Here is a 16216-nt window from a genome sequence, read left to right on the forward strand (position 1 = left end):
ACCTGTATAATATATAATAAAAAATAGAAAGACTTCAGAATTCGTTAAGAGAGTATAATTTATGAAAAATAATTTTGTCCATTTGCATGTCCATAGTGATTACAGCCTGCTAGATGGCGCATGCAGAGTCAATGATCTGGTAGATAAAACAAAATCTTTGAACATGAAGAGTGTGGCATTGACAGACCACGGTAACATGTTTGGTGCAATTGGATTTTACGAATACGCCAGGCAAAAGGATATAAAACCAATCCTCGGGTTTGAGTCTTATGTTGCTCAGGGCAGCAGAATGACTAAAGAAGGTGGTAAACAGAAAATATACCACTTGACACTTCTGGCAGAAAACAATGAAGGGTATCGAAACCTTCTTAAACTGGCATCATCTTCCTATCTGGAAGGTTTTTATTATAAGCCTAGAATAGACAAAGAGTTAATAAACGAGTATTCAAAAGGAATAATCTGCCTGAGCGGATGTATGCAGTCAGAGATAAATCAAAACCTGTTAAATAACGATTATCAGAAGGCATTAAGCACCGCATCTCGATACAGAGATATCTTCGGCTCTGATAATTTCTATCTGGAGTTACAGAATAATAAAATTGAACGACAGGATGAGTTAGTAAGCTCAGCATTAAAAATCAGCCAAGATCTGGGATTAAAAACAGTAGCGACTAATGACATACACTATATGGAACCTGACGATTATTCTGCCCATGATGCGCTCTTATGTATAAACACGAGAAAATCCATTCATGATATCAAAAGAATGCGCATGAGCACTAACGAGTTCTACTTTAAATCACAGGAACAGATGGAAAAGACTTTTGGAGAGATACCGGATGCGTTAATGAACACATCTTTAATCGCGGATAGATGCTGTGTTGAACTGGACTTGAATACCATGCACCTGCCCCGATTTCACCCTAGGAAAGATTCTCTCTGTTACAAGCCTGGCATGACGAATAAACAGCACCTGAGAAAACTCTGCGAGCACGGCGCTTTAGAGTTATACAAAAAAATTGATAAGGTAATCAGCGACAGATTAGACCATGAGCTGAGTGTAATAGAAGAGACCAGGTTTGTTGACTATTTTCTCATAGTCTGGGACTTCATTGACTTCGCGAACAAAGAACAAATACCGGCAATAGCTCGTGGTTCAGGTGCCGGTAGTTTAGTCGCCTATCTGCTCGGAATCTCAAATATAGATCCTATAAAATATGATCTACTGTTTGAACGTTTCCTGAATGCCGAAAGACTTTCCATGCCTGACCTTGATATTGATTTCTGTGCCGATGGCAGAGACAAAGTAATTCAATATGTAAAGAAAAGATATGGAGGCGATAACAATGTCGCACAAATTGTCACCTTTGGTACTATGAAGGCCAAAGCTGTGATCAGGGATGTTGGCAGGGCCATGGACATACCGTTACCTACCGTCGATAAAATAGCAAAATTAATCCCACCCGCACTGGGAATAACATTAAAAGAGGCCCTTGAACAGGAACCGGAATTAAAAGAAATGTGTCACAGAGAACAGCAGATACAGGAGCTGTTCAATATTTCTACAAAACTCGAAGGACTTCGCAGACATGCATCTACACATGCCGCCGGCGTGGTTGTTTCCGACGAACCATTAACCAACTACATCCCTCTGGCAAAGAACAAGGATACTGTAATAACACAATTTGACGGAGAGACCCTTGTCGAGAAGATAGGTTTGTTGAAGGCTGATTTTCTTGGAGTAAGAAAGTTCTCTGTTATTGATAAAGCAAGGAAACTTATAAAGGAAACAACCGGGACAGTTATTGATATCGATAAACTTCCTATAGATGATAAGAAAACATATGACTTATTGTCCCGAGGTGATGTAAAGGGTGTTTTCCAGGTAGAGACAAGCAGAGGTTTCAGAGACCTGCTGATGAAACTAAAACCTGATAAATTTGAAGATGTTTTACCACTAGTTGCGTTATATCGGCCCGGACCGTTAGGAAGCGGAATGGTTGATACTTTCATAAATTGCAGACACGGAAGAGAAACCGTGAAATATCTCCACCCAATGCTAGAACCTTTGCTCAAAGAGACATATGGACTGATTGTTTACCAGGAGCAGGTAATGCGTATCGCAAACAAACTGGGAGGATTTACTCTTAATGAAGCTGATAATTTGAGAAAGGCAATGGGTAAAAAGAAACCGGAAGTAATGGCAAAATTCAAAGCCCAATTTTTAAATGGGGCCAAAGATAACGAAATACCAAAAAAAATTGCAGAGAAAATCTTTGAACTGATGGAATACTTTGCGGGTTACGGGTTTAATAAATCACACTCTGCCGCTTATGCTATGGTCTGCTACCAGACTGCTTACCTGAAAGCCAACTACCCAACGCAATACATGACAGCCCAGATGACGTGCGAAAAGCAGAATAATCTGAAGATTGTAGACTATATGCATGAATGTAACCGAATGGGCATTGAATTATTACCACCATGTGTAAACGAAAGCTATTCGGATTTCACAATTGTATCGGACCAACAGGTCAGGTTCGGTCTCGGGGCAATAAAAAATGTTGGTGAAAAAGCGATAGAATCAATCATTGCTGCAAGAGAAAAGGATGGTGAATATACCACAGCATTCGATTTCTGTGAACGTGTAGACCTGCGGCTGGTTAATAAGCAGGTAATGGAAAGTCTTATCAAATCGGGATGCTTTGATTCGTTGCCGGGATACCGGTCTCAATTCTTTGAAGGAATAGACACATTATTGAAAGTTGGTGCAAAATCAAATAAAGACCGCCGTATGGGGCAGATGAGCCTTTTTGGTGCACAGGAAAACACAGTGGACTTAAATGTTTTTCATAGTTTGCCTGAGACAGAGAAATGGTCTGAAAAACAACTGCTAAAAGCGGAAAAAGAGGCAATGGGACTTTATGTCAGTTCACATCCGTTAAAAAGGTATAAAGATGCAATAGAGCATTATTCAGATATAACAACCGGAGAACTTTCAGAAAAGCCGGAAGATGCCGATGTCTTGATAGGAGGAATAGTTGACAGTGTTAACCGCACTACCACTAAAAAGGGCAAACCAATTGCATATTTTACCATAGAAGATATGGAAGGGATGGTAAAATGCGTTATTTTCGAGAAAAAACTCGCCTCTCTCAATGGTCAACTCCATGCCGATGAAGTGGTTTTTGTTAAAGGGAAAGTAGGCTTCAGAGATACGGAAGCCTCAATCAGGGTCACAGAAATAATAACTCCGGAAGAAATCGAAAAAAAAATAGAGAACAAACCGCCCAAGAATGCTATAATACGCCTCAAATATGCACAAATAAATGATGATATTCTCTCGGGTTTGAAAGAAATTCTCTCGGCAAATAAAGGGCCTTGTCCTGTATTCATAAAATTCGAGGTCCCCGGTAATAAATCGGTAACAATAAAGACATCCAACGGGTATTCTATTGCGTTAAACGAAAATGTCTTTAATGGTATACGAAACCTGGTTGGTGAAGGATGTCTGGTCTCAAAGAGCGCGTGAAGGTGTAACAGTACATCCCCGTAAATACAGGGAGAGTTTTAGTAAATATGTACACTGCCCGTCATTTTATTTTACAAACTAATTATTTACCAAATAACTATTAAACTTTAAGGAAGGTATAGGTGGAAATGAAACAAGAATTAACTTACGCTTTAATAACTCCGTATAGCTTATTAAAAAGCAGAACAGGTGGCATAATATGCAGACTTTTATCTTTGTCTGATCTGGAACTTGTAGGCGCCAGAATGTACACTCCCAGCGACAAGTTCCTGGATGAATATATAAAAACTATCGAGGCTCAGAAGATGAAAGCCGTATGGAAGAAGGTAATGATAGATTATGTAAACAACATGCTGAGAAAAAATAATAAACTTGGTATGACAAACCGAGCTATGCTTCTCCTCTTCGAAGGTAAAAACGCGGTTAATATTCTTCATAATAAAGTAATTGGATCCGCATCAGACCCATTAAGAGGAGATACCATCAGGGGTACTTTCGGTGACACTATTGTATCTGAAGACGGAAAAGTAGACTATTTCGAGCCTGCAGTCCTTACATCCGCTGACAAGGCAACAAACATCAAGCAGCTTAAGTTATTCGCGAAATATTCTTTGAGTGATGGAGGTATTCTGGAAAATGTTGTTGATTTTGGTAAAAACCGAAAGCCGGAAACTTCACTCATAATACTTAAACCTTTTGAAAAACATGATCCGCGTGCCGGAAATATTATAAGTATGTTTTCCAGGACCGGTTTCTATATAGTCGGCATCAAACTCCTTGACTTAAGCACTAAACAGGCAGAAGAGTTTTATGGCCCCGTGAAAGACTTCTTCAATAGTAGTTTCGATGATAAATTTAAACCGGAACTGGTTGAAAAATTAAAGGCATCATTAAAACAGGAGGACTTCACTTCTTTTGAGTTGACGGATGAACTTTTGAATAATATGGCAGCCCAGATGAAGAAGCCAAAAGTAAATGGTGAATTCAACAGCATACTGCAATACATGACCGGCAGTGAACCCTCTCCCTTTGCTGAAACCAAGAAAACTTCTGATGGTAAGCATACTATCTGTATCGCAATACTGTACCAGGGCATAAATACAATTAAGACTATCCGTGAACTATTGGGAGCCACAGATCCAAGGAAAGCGAAGTATTCCAGCATCAGACGTTTTTATGCACTGGATATAAGAAAAAATGCCGTACACGCGTCTGATTCCACGAATAGTGTAATAAGAGAAAGAAAAATCATAGGATTCAATAAAGAGACTAAAACCTGTGATATTAAGCAGATAATTAATCGATATATTAAGAAGAGCGGATCTTCCTAGTAAAAGTTAATTAGATTTATAAATGGGTTGCATGGACAAGCCCTGTCCTGAACGGGATGCAGGTTTTTTTTGTTCGTGCTTTTATCTGGAACTATCAAGTATTATCATGTTGGATATTCAAAAATTAGAAGTTGGGCCTCTGGACGCTTGTTGTTACATAGTTTCGTTGAAATGTTCAGATGCCATGATCATAGACCCCGGTGGAGATACCGAAACAATAGTGGGCTACCTGGAGGAAAACAAACTTCGTCCAGTCATTCTCGTTAATACCCATGGGCATGGGGACCACATTGGTGCGAACAAGGAGTTGAAGGAAAAATTTCCGGATATTCAAATATGTATTCATACGGATGATGCAGAGATGCTGGAAGACCCATTCAAGAACCTCTCACTTCTGGGGGGAAAACGATATTCATCACCTCCGGCATGTAGAACGCTAAGCCACGATGAAAAAATCAAACTTAATGGTTATGAATTCAGGGTTTTGCATCTTCCCGGCCATACGCCCGGTGGAATAGGAATATATACTGATTCTACGGATAATGGAGAAGCTCCGATACTATTTTCAGGAGATACTCTCTTCGCGGGAGGATATGGCAGAACAGATTTACCGGGAGGAAGCCACAACCATCTACTCAAATCAATTAAAGAGTGTATTTTTAAGCTGGATGAGAACACGGTTATTTACCCCGGACACGGATCATCTACAACAGTCAAAGCCGAAAAGGAAAGATTTAAATGATAGAAGAAAAAGGAAATATAAAGGACATTCTCATAGAAGAGGAAATGAAAGAGTCGTACCTGACCTTTGCGATGAGTGTTATTATGAGCCGTGCATTGCCTGATGTGCGGGACGGACTTAAACCATCACAGAGAAGGATACTTGTCGCAATGAACGACCTCAATCTTGGCCCTGGCGCCAAGTTCAGAAAATGCGCAAAGATATGTGGTGATACAACAGGAAATTACCATCCACATGGTGAGCAGGTTGTATATCCAACACTTGTACGTATGGCGCAGGACTGGAGCTTGAGATATACATTGATAAAAGGCCAGGGAAATTTCGGATCAATTGATGGCGATCCACCTGCTGCTATGAGATATACGGAAGCCAAGATGACACACGCTTCTGCAGAAATGATGGAGGATATAAAGCAGAACACCGTCGATTTCACCCCGAATTACGATGACACCAGAACAGAACCATCAGTGCTTCCTTCAAAATTTCCAAATATTTTATGCAATGGCGGTTCAGGTATTGCCGTTGGTATGGCGACAAGCATACCTCCCCATAATGTAAATGAGGTATGCGACGGAATAATAAAAGTCATTGATAATCCGGATGTAACCATAAATGAACTTTTGACCATAATAAAAGGACCTGACTTTCCAACAGGGGCGTTAATATGCGGAGTTCGAGGAATAGAAGACGGATACAAAACAGGCAGAGGTATAATAACCGTAAGAGCAAAGTCTCATGTAGAAACATCAAAAAATAACAAACAGAGCATAGTGGTAACTGAAATTCCTTATCAACTTAACAGGGACAGAATAATAGAGAGGATTGCAGAATTAGTCAGAAACGATGTGATAAAGGGCATAACAGATGTTCGGAATGAAAGTGACAGGGAGGGAAGCAGAATCGTTATCGTCTTAAAAAGGAACGAGGAAGCTGAGGTTATTCTAAACCAGTTATATAAACATACAAAACTACAGGACTCCTTCAGCATTATTATGATAGCATTGGTGGAAGGCCGCCCTGAAACGTTAAACCTGAAGCAGCTACTTAACGCTTATATTACTCACAGGAAGGAAATAATCAGACGCCGCACACGTTTTCTGCTGGATCGTGCAGAAGAGAGAGCCCATATCCTGGAAGGACTAAGGATTGCCCTTGAAAATATTGATGAAGTTATTGCACTCATAAAAGCATCAAAAACCGTAGATGATGCCAGAGATTCCCTGGTATCGAGGTTCTCCCTATCAGAGAGACAGGCAAATGCAATCCTTGAAATGAGACTGCAGAGATTAACAAACCTGGAACAATCCAAGATAGAAGAGGAGTATAAGAAAGTCTGTGAAAACATCAGGGAATACAAATCTATCCTGGAAAATGAGAACCTTGTTTTGGACATTATCCGGGAAGACCTCCACGAAATAAAAGAAAGATACGGAGATGAAAGAAAGTCACAAATTATCGGTGATATTGGTGAACTCAATATGGAGGACCTCATTTCCGAAGAGGATGTTACCGTCATAATTACCCATGAGGGATACATAAAACGGCTACCTCTTACCACGTACAGAAAACAACACAGAGGTGGAAAAGGTGTTACCGGTGCGGGTATGAAAGAAGGTGATTTTGTTGAAAATCTCTTTATCGCGTCAACACACGACTATATTCTGTTTTTTACGGATATGGGAAAAGTATACTGGCAAAAAGTATACGACATCCCCAACGCCAGCCGAATAGCAAAGGGACGAGCAATAGTTAACCTTCTTGAATTAGATAAAAACGAGAATGTTACATCCACGATTCCTGTTCGCAAATTCGACGAGAGACAATTGGTAATGGCAACCAGGAATGGAATAATAAAGAAGACTGTCCTCAGCGCTTTTGGCCGCCCTAAGAAAGGCGGAATAATCTCTATCCTCCTCGACAATGGTGACAAACTGATAGGTGTTAAACTGACACAGGGAGGACAGGAAATTGTGCTTGGTACCGAAAATGGTAAGGCGATCCGCTTTCCGGAAGACGATGTACGAAGCATGGGACGCGCGACTCGCGGCGTCAAAGGTATAGGATTAAAGGGTGATGACAAAGTTAAAGGCATTGTTGTCGTTGACAAAAACGCGACACTCTTAACCGTCTGTGAGAACGGATTTGGAAAAAGAACAGACTACAGTGAATATTCGATCCAGCGCAGAAGTGGACAGGGAGTCATTAATATCAAGACATCTGAGAGAAACGGCAAAGTTGTCGCCCTGATGAATGTCAGCGATCAAGATGAACTCATGATGATGACGGCAAACGGCATGGTAATCCGTACCTCCATTAGTACTATAAGATCAATAGGGCGTAATACTCAGGGTGTAACACTAATTTCACTGAAAAAAGGTGACAAACTTGTATCTGTCGCACCGGTTATAGGTGGAGAGGAAGAAGAGACAGAAGATACCGGAACCGATGAAGCAGAACCACAACAGCCAGAGCAAACTGATTAATTAGTACGGAAATTCGTAGTGCCAGTTTCTCCCACTGCCATAAGTCGGACAGGCCAGACGAACTTATACATGAGTTATATAGCGTTGCCATTTGGGTTTCATCATCCCTGCCCGACTTATGGCAGGCAGGCGTGATGATACGTTTTAAAGCAGAGACACCGGCGCAGCAGACATTCCGGTCACTGCACTCCAAAAATAATACTGGAATCCTTCCGAAATGAAGGACATATCATTTCACATGATAACCCTTAATGCCCACGCTCTGCGTGAGGACATTTAAAGTGACGCTCCTTGCGTTATAGTAATACTACAACTCAACTACTGATAAAATCCTTAATTTTTGCTCTGAAATTCGATAGGAATGGTTGTCATATGAAATTGGATTGTGTAAATGGATAGAATAGAAAAAGCAATAGATAATCTTTTAATTGGTTCTTATGGTGAAATAAACTCCAGACTTCAACAAGTTTCTTGTGATATCGAAATTAAAGGAACAAATAGTAAAGGATATTGCTATAGCCTTAGAGTCGATGCAAATGGAGAGTTAAGACTTAAAGATCTTGTTGAGTTTATAGATACAAAGCTTGTCGATTATGCGATTCCCAAAAAAGATATTGATGAAGCCAGAAACTATTTTAATAACACAGGTTCAGCTTCAAAGGTTCTTGCACTAAAGAAGAGAGCAAAAACTCTTTTTACTGATCTAGAGAAAACTGGTGAAGGCGGAGAAACACTACTGTATATCTTAGTGCTTGAATATTTAAAAATACCTCAGTTAATTAGTAAAATGACTCTTAAAACATCAGGTCAAGTTCATTATCAAGGGGCAGATGGTATTCACGTAAAATTTGATAACGAGAAGGGTAAACTAAATCTCTTTTGGGGTGAGTCTAAAATGTACAAAAAAATGTCTACAGCTATGGATAATTGTTTAAGCTGTGTTAAAGATTTTTCGCTGGATCCACAATCTGCAGAATCCGTACAACAAGGCGATTTGGAGCTGATAACATCAAATTTAAATGCGAATGTTAAGATGACTTTCTAGAAAATGTATTGGTTCGTTACTTCGAGAAGAATGATCATCTTTCAAAGAGAAACGATAGGGACATACAGAAATTTGTGATTACAAATGTGAGGATAGAGCAAATCAAACATTATTAAATATACTGGCTTTTTATTATTTGAATATATTCAAACACTTATTACAATAATAACATGACACAAGAAAATAATACAATAGAAGAGGAAACGACAGAAGAGTCTAGAGATACTCCAGACTTTGTCCAATGGAGCGCATTTTTCTGGAAACTCATCAAGTCATTACTTATTGTAGGTGCAGGCACAACTGCAATCGTTTACATCTGCAGGTGGTTAATATATTAAACAGTTACAACCATCATGTTGATAAATATGTCAGGATATACACTGCCCATTAATGATGATGGTGCCCCGCACCTTCCAACGGACCACCAACTTTTTCAAGCGCTTCGGAAAGGGATTTGCCAGCCTCTTCCATATCCCTGATAGCCTTATCCAGTAATTGCGCAACCTCTTCCCCGGACTCTTTTTTTGCCTCCCCTTCCCACTTTCTGAACTCCGCCATATGGCTGTTATTATGCTCAATCCAGTGTGGCAACAAAACCCGGAGTTTCTTAATTGTATCTTGTTCTGTCATCTGTTTTTCCTGTTATTTGTGACTGCAAATCTTCATTATATCCAAATAATCAGATTTGTTGTCAATACTGTACAATTAATACTTTAGTAAACTCACCTTCCTTGAAGCATTGCTTTGCCGGAAAGAAAATCAATTGTTTTTATTGTCACATCCGGAATGAGTCTCGGCTCTTCAAATAGCGTACTGATCTTGATTCCCTCTTCAACCACTTCAAGATGTGCAACGTCTTCCATTACTAATTCCTGCTGGCCTTCCTTATCCATCACTATTTTCATCTGACACATAGTGTTTCCTTTAATGAAAATGTTATATATTCTTTATTAATTATTAAAAAGAAATTTTTATGTCTTTATTCTGTCTGAATAATAAGTGTATGTTAATCCACCGACATTGAATTATCTATAACTTCAATTAAAACAGAACACTTTAAAATAGCAAATGTTTTTTTAAATCTACCCTGTTATTAAGAAAGAGTAAAATATTACTTCAAAAAAAGATATTTGACAAAGGAGACAATTTAACTCAAAATACCCCCAAACTAACTATAAAATGCGTAATGCAATAAAATGGATGATAAAAGGATCAAAATACTCTATGTTGAAGATGGAATCGATCATGCGATTCTTATGGGGAAGATTATCAATGAAATTAAGAACATTAATTGTGAAATGACTCACGTACCGCAACTTGGAGAAGCGTTATTGGAACTTGATAACGAACATTATGACATTGTTATGCTGGACTTAACTCTTCCTGACAAACAGGTATTAGATACCATTACCAGAGTTTGTGAGAGATCTCCCGAGATTCCGGTTGTGGTAATGACGAGTATGGAGGATGAAGCAATGGCAGTCAAAGCATTGCAGAAAGGTGCTGAAGAGTATCTGATCAAGAGTAAAATGAACAGTAACGCACTGTCACGAATTCTGCGACATGCTATCATGCGACATAAAGGTCGAGTTGAATTACAGTCGCTTTCACTTGTTGATGATCTGACAGGTATGTACAACCGGAAAGGATTTCTGCTTTTTGCTCAACAGCAGTTAAGTATTGCGATACGGACGAAACGTGGAATGATACTCTTTTATATCCACATTGAGGGTTTGAACGAGATCAACAGGGAATCCAGCCGTCAATACGAAGACCTGGCAAAGATCGAAACAGCAAATATTCTTAAAGAGGCCTTTCGTGAATCTGATATAATAGCGCGTCACAGCAGAGACGAGTTTACGGCTATTGCGATAGAATCATTTGACGCTAATAATGAAATTATTATTACCAGACTGCAGGAAGAGATAAACAATCGTAATAAACAGGAAAACAGACAATATAAATTATCACTATGTATAGGCACTGCATATTACGATACTGAAGAGCTTTGCACTATCGAAGAGTTGATAAACCGTGCAAAAAAGGCAATGATTGAACAGAGGAAGAAAACACTGGAGACGTAATTATCCACCCTGCAGAAACATTATGCGTAAGATTAATACTGAACAGATAACAGATATCATTGAAAAACTTTGTATAGATGCAAATTATAATCTTGGTGAAGATCTGTTAACTTCATTACAAAACTTCCTGGAAAAAGAGGAGTCTCCTCTAGGCAAAGAAGTAATTACGCAGATATTGCAAAATGCCGAGATTGGCAGGAAGGAGCAGGTTCCCGTATGCCAGGATACCGGTTTTGCCATAGTATTCATTGAAATTGGCCAGGAAGTAGTACTCTCAGGAGGAGATTTACGGAATGCTGTCAATGAAGGAATAAGACGCGGCTACAAGAACGGCTTACTACGCAAGTCAATTGTAAAAAATCCTATAGACCGTATCAACACAGGTGACAACACTCCGGCTGTAATCCATACTGACATTGTGCCCGGCAACAAATTAAAGATAACATTTGACGCAAAAGGCGGCGGATGCGAAAACATGAGTCGTTCAGCAATGTTGACACCCGCACATGGAAGAGAAGGTGTGGTAAACTTTGTATTGGAAACGGTAAGTGCAGCAGGAGCAAATCCCTGCCCTCCGATAATTGTGGGAGTCGGTCTTGGGGGAACATTTGATTATTCTACCCTGTTAGCAAAGAAAGCAATTTTACGCCAGGTTGGTAGTCACAATCGAGATGAAACTATTGCAAGTCTGGAAATCGAACTATTAGAAAAGATAAATAAACTTGGGATAGGACCTCAAGGCCTTGGCGGAAGAACAACCGCTCTATCTGTGCAGGTAGAAACATATCCCTGCCACATCGCCAGTTTACCGGTAGCCGTAAATATAGAGTGTCATTCGCATAGGGTGAAGAGTGCTGTGATTTAGTGAACAAAAACATCTGTATATCTTGTTTTTTTGCCTGGTGATTTTTGTTACCATGCATGAAAATCAGCGTGGTGTGCGCACCCGCCCAAAAGACGTAGTTGAGCAGGCTATCCACCAAAATATCAGAAAAAGAGAGTTATGACAGAATACATCAATTTAAAAACACCATTAAACGACTCTACCATTGAGAAGTTGAAAGCCGGAGACAAGGTCAGGATCAGCGGTGTATTATACACGGGAAGAGATGCTGCTCATAAACGGCTCATGGAGATGATCGAGACAGGAAAGAAATTACCCTTTAACATAGAAGGTCAACTGCTCTATTACGTTGGACCAACTCCTGCGAAACCAGGCCAGATCATCGGCTCTGCCGGACCTACAACAAGCTACAGAATGGACACCTATGCCCCTACCCTAATCAAAATGGGATTAAAGGGTACAATAGGGAAAGGCGGCAGATCGGAAGAGGTAAAAGAGGCAATGAAAATGCACAAAGCCGTCTATTTTGCCGCAGTTGGTGGTGCTGCTGCCCTCATTGCAAAGACAATAAAGAGTGTTGAAATTATCGCATTTGAAGACCTTGGCACTGAGGCCATACGTAAAATGCAAGTAGAAAACTTTCCGGCAATAGTTGTAAATGATACTAAAGGAAATGATTTGTACAATATAGGAAGAGAAAAGTACAATAAACCTAACGTTTAGTTTTTACCAATATTGTTGAGTTAACTTTGCAATTACTATTCTTTAAATATAAATCCTGCCGAATTCCAGTAAACACATTAAGAATCACCCTGCTATCTGTATACATCTCTACCTTTACACTAGCTATTAATCATATTACTTTATCTGCTGTGCACTCAAACAGGCAAGAGGAATATAACATTATCAATGATCTCATTGTAAACAATAGGAACGCATTCAAAACCGTAATTTATAAAAGCGAAAAAAAAGGTATATCAGACATAAGGAAACTCATTGCACATTCACAAATAGAAGAATCGTGGGTATATTTACCTCACCGGGAAAAATGGATTGAGATTGGGCATAATGAAGAAGCGGAAAAGAAGATAGAGAGACGCTATATAACGAAGGCGAAACTTGATGTTCAACTTCTGGACAAATTGATGAGTGAAAATAGTAATATAGTTTTATACCATTTTCACCCCTCTTACCGACTCTCGTTAGAAGATAAAATCAGAAAACGAGAGGAAGATGGTGTACCCATGAATGACAAGCAGATTGAAAGGGAAAGAGTAAGGTTATTAATCAAAAGCGCTTACCCTTCCAGATCAGACCTGCTAAATATGATAGGTAACTCAACAGAATTCTTTAAGAGAAACCCTGATGGCAATATCACATTTAAAGTATGTTCACATTATGGCATAACGGAGTATTGCCTGACCGATAAGGGAATGATATACCTGTCCGCTGACAACTCCATAAAACAGATTTTAAGGATTACGGGCATAAGTTCATCCGCAAATATTGAAGCAAATGTCAAAGGAGAGATCCTGGAAAGAAATCCCAGGGAAACAAGAGACCCGTTAAAGAGGATCAAAATGAGCCCTAACCAAAAAAGAAAATCGTTATCCAGATATACCATCATTGATCCGATAGCAAGGATTCAGAAAGCTATCGAATCAATGAATGACGAACATATAAGAGTAATATTCACACCGTACCGGTAAAGACTTGAGAAAATCGGTTTAAAGAGCTTAAACCGTTCAAACCACAAATACTTCGTAACAATTGCTCATCTACTGCTATAATACCATCCGGGTAAAAAGATATATAAAACCTGGTTGCGGTTAAGCCGCACTATGCATACGCGAACTTTTGACCCTCTCAACCTGAAACTTTTCGGAAATAGTTTCCTTTTTTCTTTTAATAAAATCTGAACAATTTTTATACAAGTTTGTCTACCAACTGGATATTTTCATGGTACATGTTATTAAATTGTTGCCACTTGCCAAACCACACCAGGGACTTACGGTAAGCTTAACAATCCCCTATTCACAACCTCTTTGTTTCGGCACCGCTTTTGCACCTCTTCCAGATATAAAAAAATTCTATTACAAACTTTGGAGAAAGACAAGATGAATAACCATTTCACAAAACGTGAAGAATGTGATGATGACAATTATGATGATATTTATCCGTCACTATTAAAGCAACAACCATCATATTTCAAAAATTTATATTTGTACCCATATCATTGTTTTGTAAGTATAAGGAACAAGATATGTGGTTTAATAAAGAACATGAACGCACACAACAATAGTACTTTAACAAACTAATTCAAAATAGCTTGTGAAGGGCTTGAAAGACCACATGACACCACTGAAACACACAATCAAATTTCTTTCCTCTGTGTATCAGTGGCTAAATAGATAATTTATTAGTTATCCGGCTGATTATTCCACTCTCATATATACTGTAGTTGGTCCATCCGGTCCACCCTTCTTTTTCGGTTCATCCGTTAACGAAAATGCATTTTCTGATATGGAAATCTTAAAGTAGCTTGGAGGCCTTCGGCTCGCTATAGAGTCGTTTCTAAAATCTATCTTTATACGAGCTGCTCCAACAATCCTATAATTGCCATTTAACTTCATCATATTCTCTCTCGGACCTCTGATAACAATTATCACCGTGCCATTGTCATGAAAATCATAAGATTCTGTTTTTAATTTATTGCTCCACTTACCATACAGTTTTTTCTCCATTTCGATATATGGCCTGCTCTCTATATTAGCAGGTTTTTCACTTAAATCATCCACCTGTTTATCCCGGTTTACATTCTCTTTCACACTGGAAATATCCGTAGGCATTGCTCCTCCGTGCCCCTTCAACCTGCCAAGAAAATAGTTTCCAAAATTCTCCATAATTTCATTTTGATTCCCAGCTGTTTTTCCGGTTTTTTCTGTTGCGGATACTGAAGCTGCAGAAACGTCTTTCTCTACATCACTGGTTTCTAATAAAGTATGCTCCACATCATTCACAGTAGATTCTGCTTTAACGGATGTAAGTTTTGAATCAGATGATCCGGAAGTAATGGTGCTATCAGTGGTTTGGCATCCATAAATAGCAAACAACAGGAACACCGCAAAAAAAGAGTTATATAATAATCTCTGTATGGCTTTCATATTTTAGATTCTCCGAATACTATTTGTTAATAGACTAGTTTAATGTAGAAAAAACATATTACAACTATTAATAAAGAGTGTAAAGAAATAACTCGATTGGTCATACATTAGGTTGACAGATAATTGTTTATATGCTAGAAAATAACCTTATTTTACTTGCGGTAATCAACGTATATACCATAAAACACGATCTACAATCTGTTCCATTTTACCTTCATTTTAATAAAATAGTAATTTTATATATTACATAAATAGTCAGGAGTATTTTTTTTATGAGATTCCCCTTTGCTGAATATGGTTCCAGAGAGCTCTCTTTTTTTGGAATGTTCTTATTTGTAATGATAGTATTGAGTCTCTTTTTTTATCCGTTAGCCTGTATACCATTTTTTATATTCCTCTTATTTGTTTTCTATTTTTTCAGGGACCCTGAAAGGAACATTCCTGAGGGAGAAAACAGTCTGGTCTCTCCTGCTGATGGCAGAATAATTGCAATATCGCACGTACAGGAGGAAAATTATTTAAAATGTAAGGCATTGAAAATTGCGATATTTATGTCTCTGTTCAGCGTCCACGTAAATAGAATTTCATATGGCGGAAAAGTTGAATTTATAAAACACGTACCAGGGAAGTTCCTGGATGCCCGTTCTCCTGATTCATCTGAAATGAATGAACATAATTTGATGGGAATCATGACGGACAATGGGAAAACAAAGATTATGATAAAACAGGTTGCAGGAAAGGTTGCCAGGAGAATTGTGTGTGATTGTTCAATTGGACAGGATGTAGAACGAGGCAAGAGATTCGGTATGATTAAGTTTGGCTCCAGGCTGGAAGTCTACATTCCTGAAGAAGCAGATTTTCAAGTAGCTGTCAAAGAAGGACAAATGGTTTCTGCGGGTTCTACCATATTGGGCACTCTAAAAATATAATATGGTATTAGCCGTTTCGGACAAGCTGAAAAAAATATCTTTCGACTCCCCGCTCAGAATAA

General features: G+C 38.9%; 13 protein-coding genes and 1 pseudogene. 11 read left to right on the top strand and 3 right to left on the bottom strand.

Translation table 11 applies throughout. The features are described from left to right. The first annotated feature begins 61 nt into the window (after positions 1-61). The 6 genes from SCALIN_RS06395 (at position 62) to SCALIN_RS22000 (ending at position 9471) form a co-directional block, all read left to right on the top strand. Positions 62-3532, top strand: coding sequence for a DNA polymerase III subunit alpha (locus SCALIN_RS06395; protein WP_096893575.1), 3471 nt, complete (start codon positions 62-64; stop codon positions 3530-3532). Positions 3533-3660: 128 nt separating this feature from the next. Continuing rightward, entirely contained in the window at positions 3661-4863 is a 1203-nt protein-coding gene (locus SCALIN_RS06400) for a nucleoside-diphosphate kinase (RefSeq protein ID WP_096893576.1), read from the top strand. A gap of 31 nt (positions 4864-4894) precedes the next feature. After that, entirely contained in the window at positions 4895-5605 is a 711-nt protein-coding gene (locus tag SCALIN_RS06405) for an MBL fold metallo-hydrolase (protein WP_203415382.1), read from the top strand. After that, entirely contained in the window at positions 5602-8088 is a 2487-nt protein-coding gene (gene gyrA, locus SCALIN_RS06410) for a DNA gyrase subunit A (RefSeq protein WP_096893577.1), read from the top strand. The genes SCALIN_RS06405 and gyrA overlap by 4 nt, the downstream gene beginning before the upstream one ends. Positions 8089-8479: 391 nt before the next feature. Then, entirely contained in the window at positions 8480-9133 is a 654-nt protein-coding gene (locus tag SCALIN_RS06415; RefSeq protein ID WP_096893578.1) for a HamA C-terminal domain-containing protein, read from the top strand. A gap of 170 nt (positions 9134-9303) precedes the next feature. Next, positions 9304-9471, top strand: coding sequence for a hypothetical protein (locus SCALIN_RS22000; RefSeq protein ID WP_162532183.1), 168 nt, complete (start codon positions 9304-9306; stop codon positions 9469-9471). A gap of 49 nt (positions 9472-9520) precedes the next feature. Here SCALIN_RS22000 and SCALIN_RS06420 read toward each other — a convergent pair whose 3' ends face one another. Both SCALIN_RS06420 and SCALIN_RS06425 read right to left on the bottom strand, forming a co-directional pair. Then, complete coding sequence (locus SCALIN_RS06420; RefSeq protein WP_096893580.1) at positions 9521-9763, bottom strand: DUF8180 domain-containing protein; 243 nt, start codon at positions 9761-9763, stop codon at positions 9521-9523. A gap of 92 nt (positions 9764-9855) precedes the next feature. Continuing rightward, complete coding sequence (locus SCALIN_RS06425; RefSeq protein ID WP_096893582.1) at positions 9856-10047, bottom strand: CooT family nickel-binding protein; 192 nt, start codon at positions 10045-10047, stop codon at positions 9856-9858. Positions 10048-10329: 282 nt separating this feature from the next. Between SCALIN_RS06425 and SCALIN_RS06430 the strand changes: the two genes are divergently transcribed. The 4 genes and pseudogenes from SCALIN_RS06430 (at position 10330) to SCALIN_RS06445 (ending at position 13770) form a co-directional block, all read left to right on the top strand. After that, positions 10330-11217, top strand: coding sequence for a GGDEF domain-containing response regulator (locus SCALIN_RS06430; RefSeq protein ID WP_096893584.1), 888 nt, complete (start codon positions 10330-10332; stop codon positions 11215-11217). A gap of 22 nt (positions 11218-11239) precedes the next feature. After that, the gene (locus SCALIN_RS06435) at positions 11240-12082 is read left to right on the top strand and encodes a fumarate hydratase (RefSeq protein WP_096893585.1); all 843 of its coding nucleotides are present in this window, start codon (positions 11240-11242) and stop codon (positions 12080-12082) included. Between the two features lie 135 nt (positions 12083-12217). Then, a pseudogene (locus SCALIN_RS06440) lies at positions 12218-12784 on the top strand (Fe-S-containing hydro-lyase); the annotation flags it as partial. Positions 12785-12810: 26 nt separating this feature from the next. Continuing rightward, positions 12811-13770, top strand: coding sequence for a hypothetical protein (locus tag SCALIN_RS06445; RefSeq protein WP_133111722.1), 960 nt, complete (start codon positions 12811-12813; stop codon positions 13768-13770). 726 nt (positions 13771-14496) lie between these two features. Here the strand turns inward: SCALIN_RS06445 and SCALIN_RS06450 are convergent. After that, positions 14497-15225 (bottom strand): hypothetical protein, encoded by a 729-nt coding sequence (locus SCALIN_RS06450; protein WP_096893590.1) that lies wholly within the window; start codon positions 15223-15225, stop codon positions 14497-14499. 272 nt (positions 15226-15497) lie between these two features. Between SCALIN_RS06450 and SCALIN_RS06455 the strand changes: the two genes are divergently transcribed. Continuing rightward, positions 15498-16154: a phosphatidylserine decarboxylase family protein gene (locus tag SCALIN_RS06455; protein WP_096893592.1), complete on the top strand. Its 657-nt coding sequence runs from the start codon at positions 15498-15500 to the stop codon at positions 16152-16154. Positions 16155-16216: the final 62 nt, after the last annotated feature.

Origin of the sequence: Candidatus Scalindua japonica (genome assembly GCF_002443295.1) — a bacterium.
Classification (GTDB): Bacteria; Planctomycetota; Brocadiia; order Brocadiales; family Scalinduaceae; genus Scalindua; species Scalindua japonica.